4 protein-coding genes are annotated in these 4,703 nt (G+C 66.2%); 2 read left to right on the top strand and 2 right to left on the bottom strand.

Annotation, left to right across the window (positions count from 1 at the left end; translation table 11 throughout):
* Positions 1 to 101: 101 nt before the first annotated feature.
* Positions 102 to 1,391 (top strand): glycosyltransferase family 2 protein, encoded by a 1,290-nt coding sequence (locus tag Q1V78_RS02860; RefSeq protein ID WP_300611416.1) that lies wholly within the window; start codon positions 102 to 104, stop codon positions 1,389 to 1,391.
* A 74-nt stretch (positions 1,392 to 1,465) separates the two neighbouring features.
* On the opposite strand, the gene Q1V78_RS02865 is transcribed toward Q1V78_RS02860, so the two are convergent.
* Together Q1V78_RS02865 and Q1V78_RS02870 are read right to left on the bottom strand one after the other, a co-directional pair.
* Positions 1,466 to 3,232, bottom strand: a complete 1,767-nt coding sequence (locus tag Q1V78_RS02865) for a cation-translocating P-type ATPase (RefSeq protein ID WP_300611423.1) — start codon at positions 3,230 to 3,232, stop codon at positions 1,466 to 1,468.
* Between the two features lie 157 nt (positions 3,233 to 3,389).
* Positions 3,390 to 3,623 (bottom strand): heavy-metal-associated domain-containing protein, encoded by a 234-nt coding sequence (locus Q1V78_RS02870; protein WP_070757847.1) that lies wholly within the window; start codon positions 3,621 to 3,623, stop codon positions 3,390 to 3,392.
* 274 nt (positions 3,624 to 3,897) lie between these two features.
* Between Q1V78_RS02870 and Q1V78_RS02875 the strand changes: the two genes are divergently transcribed.
* A complete protein-coding gene (locus Q1V78_RS02875; protein WP_300611421.1) occupies positions 3,898 to 4,548 on the top strand; it encodes a Crp/Fnr family transcriptional regulator in 651 nt (216 codons plus the stop codon).
* The last annotated feature ends 155 nt before the right edge of the window (positions 4,549 to 4,703 follow it).

The following is a 4,703-nucleotide window of genomic DNA, read 5'->3' on the forward strand; positions in this document are numbered from 1 at the left end:
AGGAGCACGGGCACACGCACGGGCAGCCGACACACGCACCGGCCAAGGCAGCCCGGCGCGCGCCGCCAGAGCCCACTCACCGAACAGGTAAAGTGGCACCCATGAAATGCGCGCTCCGAGGACTCAAAAACGCTGCCACCAGCAACATCGCCCGCCTCACCGGCTCCCAGGGCAACACCACCAGCCACACCGGCACCCCAACCCCGGGCGTCAGCCGCGCCACCACCGGCTCCCACACCAGGGCCGCAGGCCACGCCGAACCCAACCCGGGGCGCTACGCCATCGACCCGCGCGGCACCATCGCCACCGTGATCGTCACCCACAACCGCGTTGACCTGCTGGAACGCAGCCTCGACATGGTGGCCAAGCAGACCCGTCGTCCCGATTGGGTGATCGTCGTGGACAACGGCGCCGACCCCGCGGTCGAAACCCTGGTCCACGCGAAGCTCGGCGGCGAACCGCAGTCCCGCCGCGCCTCCGCGGAGATCGCCGCCCGCCGTTTCGCGGAGATCCAGACCGTCGGGGCCGCCATCACGAAGGCCTCCGACGAAGCCGACAACGACCTCCCCGCCGACGACACCGCCAGCAACGACGACGCCACGACGTCGACGTCCGCGTCCAGCTCCGGCGCGTCCGGTTCCGCCGGCGACGTCCCCCAGCGACGTCCCCGCCCGATGTACCTGCCCAGCCGCACGAACCTGGGCGGTGGGGGCGGCTTCGCCCTCGGCTTCCTCGCAGCACTCGCCCTGGGCGCCGACGCCATCTGGTGCGCCGACGACGACGGCCGCCCCGCCGACGAGAACGTCCTCGCCACCCTGCTGGACGTCGCCGAACGCGAGCAGCTCGCGCAGGTATCTCCGCTGGTCACGAACATCAACAACCCGGATCGCCTGGCCTTCCCGCTGCGCCAGGGGCTCACGTGGCGCCGCCGCGTCTCCGAACTCGAGGGGGACTTCCTGCCCGGCATCGCGAGCCTCTTCAACGGTGCGCTGATTTCCGCCCGCGCGATGGAGATCATCGGCGTGCCGGATTATCGGCTGTTCATCCGCGGCGACGAGGTCGAATACCACCGCCGCATCGTCCGCAGCGGCCTACGCTTCGGCACGAGCCTGACCTGTGCTTATGCGCACCCAGATGGTTCGGAGGAGTTCAAGCCGATCCTCGGCGGGCGCATGCACACGCAGTACCCGGACGGCGAGTTCAAGCGCTACTTCACGTACCGTAACCGCGGTTACCTCATGTCGCAGCCGGGCATGCGGCGGTTGCTGCCGCAGGAGTACGCGCGCTTCGCGTGGTTCTTCCTGGTCCAGAGGAAGGACGTCGCCGGCTTCCGCGAGTGGCTCCAGCTGCACACTTTGGGCCGCCAGGAGCGCTTCGAGCGCCCGGAGTAGCAGGGCTGAAGCCCAGAGGAAACTGGTCCAAGCCTCGACCGGCCCAGAAAGGGCCGGCCCCCGCCCAGCGGGCCTTAGGTCCGCACGGGTCGCAGCAGCGTCATGGCGATCGCAATGACCAGCAGCACGCTCGCCTCGTGGACCAGCATGCCCACCGCCATGGTCACGCCACCGAGGAACACTCCCAGCAGCAGGACCAGCACCGTTGCCAGCGCGATGAAGATGTTCACCCGCATGGTGCGTGCGGTGCGCTTGGCCAGGATCAGCGACTGAGGAAGCCTCGTGAGCCGATCGGCCATGAGCGCGATATCCGCGGTCTCGATGGTTGCCGGCGACCCGGCCGCGCCCATCGCCACGCCAATCTCGGCGGTGGCTAGCGCGGGCATGTCATTCACGCCGTCGCCCAACATCGCCACGGTGTGGCCCTCAGACTGCAGCCCGCGGACCACGTCCACCTTCGTCTCGGGCAGCATGCCTGCGTGGAACTCATCGATGCCCAGCTCGGCAGCGACGTTGCGCGCCACCGGTTTGGCATCACCCGTTGCCATGACGACCTTCACCCCGGCCTTGTGGAGTGCCTCCACCGCAGGCCGCGCTTCTGGCCGTACCTCGTCAGCCACGGCCACCACGCCGGCCGGCGCACCGTCCACGCCAACGATCATCGCGGTCTTGCCCTGCTCGTTGAGCTCGGCCACCGCTGCCAGGGCGGCATTAACGCCGCTCGCCGCATCATCCAGCAGCTCGGCAGTGCCCACGGACACTCGGCCGACACCCGGCACGGTTGCTGTGATCCCCTGGGCCACCACCGGATCGGCGTCCTGAATATCAGCGACGAATCCGGCCTCACGCACGCTCCGGTCCACCGCGCCTTCCACAATGGCGGCGGCCAGGGGGTGCTCGGAGGCGCTCTCCACGTCCGCGGCAATCTGGAGGATTTCCTTTTCCGACCAGCGCGAACCCGGCAGGGTGCGCACATCGGTCAGCGCCGGGCGGCCAAGGGTCAGCGTGCCCGTCTTGTCGACGACCACGGCGTCCACCTTCGCGGCCTGCTCCAGGTACTCGCCACCCTTGATGAGAATGCCGTCGCGGGCCGCGCGCCCGATACCGGCCACGATGGACACCGGGATACTGATGACGAGCGCGCCTGGGCAGCCGATGACCAGCAGGGTCAGGGCGAGCTCCGTGTTGCGGGTGATCAGGCCGACCAGAATCGCGCCGATCATGACGGCCGGCGTGTACCAGCGGCTGAATTTCTCCAGGAAGGTCTGGGTTTTCGCGCGGTCATCCTGGGCGTCCTCGACGCGGTGAATGATCTTGGCCAGGGTGGTATCCGAGCCGATGTCCACAGCCTCGACGCGCAGCGCGCCGCTGCGCAGCCAGGTGCCGGCGAAGACCTGGTCGCCGTCCTTCTTCTCTGCGGGGATGGATTCGCCCGTGATCATGGCCTCGTCCAGCCCGCCGACGCCGTGGACGATGGCGCCGTCGACCGGCACTTGCTCGCCGTTTTTGACGATGACGACGTCCCCGGGCTCAAGTTCCCACAGCTCCACGATTTCTTCGCTGGGCCCATTGGGGCCCTCGCGGAGCACGCGGGCGGTCATGGGTGCTTGATCCACAAGATCGCTGAGGGCCTTGCGGGTCTTTCTTAGGGTTGCTGTCTCGAGCGCCTTACCCAGGGCGAAGAGGAAGGTGACGGCGGCTGATTCCCAATAGTTGTCGATGAAGACCGCGCCCACGGCGGCGGTCACGACGAGCAGGTCGATGCTGATCAGCTTCACGCGCAGGGCCTGCACCGCGCTAATGGCGATGCGGTAGCCCGCGATGACGGCAGCAACCAGCATGATCCACTCGATGCCGGTGATCCAGCTGATGGCGATGGCGATGCCCGATGCCACCACTGGTCCCCAGTTTTTCACAGCGGTTTTCGCTGTGTCAGGGGTGTTTTTCTTGCTCACATCTGCCTCTTTACGGTCATGCTGGCTGTTGGCTATCCGGCGCTTAGTAAGCGCTCGGCTTGGCGTTATAACCAACGTCCGCGACGGCACCGACGAGGTCCTTGACGCTCAACGCGTCGGCGTCGTAATCGATGATGATTCGGCCGGAACTGAACTTCACCTCGGCGCTGTCCACACCGGACATGCCGTTGAGTTTTGTCTCGATCTTGTTGACGCAGCTCGGGCAAGAGAATTCGTCGGAGCGGAGGACGATGTTCTTCAGGTTTGCGTTGGACATTGGGGTCTCCTTTTCCCTCGTGTGTGGTTTGTTTCCCCGTTCGTGGGGCTGTGCAAGGGGCTTGATTGCCTGGATGCTTCCTGGTGGTTGCTGTTGTTTCCTTGCTTCAACTCTCAAGTTATGGGGCCTTGCCCCGGGCTTCCTTGACGCAGATCAAGTTGAGCGGAATTGGTGCTCGACCGGGGCAAACGCGGGCTTGCGGGTTAGGATCGGGAGCATGCCTTCACACTGCTCTGAGCCACACGTCTGCCCACCCGAGTTGCGGGATCGCGTGATGCAGCACTCCCCTCTCACCAGTAGTTTGGACGCCGCTGGGCGTACGGCATTCGATTCTCAGGTGGTCGCCCACGCGTGGGCCGAAGGCGAGCCACTGTACACGCAGGGTGAGCCCCTACGGGGGCTATATATGGTGATGTCCGGGGTGGTGCGGCTGACCCAAGCCACGGAGCAGGGCCACGAGCTGACCGTGGATCTGTGCGGAGAGGGCGACGTGCTGGGGGCGATGATTCCCGGCGAGATGCAGGCCACCGTCACAGCCTCGGCGAGCACGACTGTGTGCTGCTTGTTCTTGCCGGCAGAGAAGCTGACACGCATGGTGGGCGCACATCCGCAGGTTGGGGCGGCGATGCTGCACCTGCAGCAACGCACGCTGCAGGAGGCGCAGACCCGTAAAGTGCACAATGCCACGGCTCGGGTGCGCAGCCGGGTGCTGGAGACGCTGGACTACCTGGACGGGAAGTTCGGGCGGAGCCTAAGCGACGGCGGCCGGATCCTCGAGGCTCCTATCCGACGGGAAGACATCGCGGGGATTGCGGGCACCACACTGGAGTCCACCTCGAGGGAGATGTCCACGCTGATCAAGGCCGGGGTTGTAGCCCCGGGGCGACAGCGGATTGAACTACTCAAGCCCCTGCCAGAAAAGTAATGGCTGGGTTTGGTCGCGCAGGTCGGCGTCCTAACAAAGAGTCCACCACGGAGACGGGAACGAGCCAGCTCGCACCCCCGCTAGTTGCGGAAGATTACGAAGCGCTGGATCAGGAAGTTCAACACCGTGGCGGTCCCCTGCGCGATCACGAAGGA

The organism is Corynebacterium sp. (genome assembly GCF_030152825.1).
In the GTDB taxonomy this organism is placed as follows: domain Bacteria; phylum Actinomycetota; class Actinomycetes; order Mycobacteriales; family Mycobacteriaceae; genus Corynebacterium.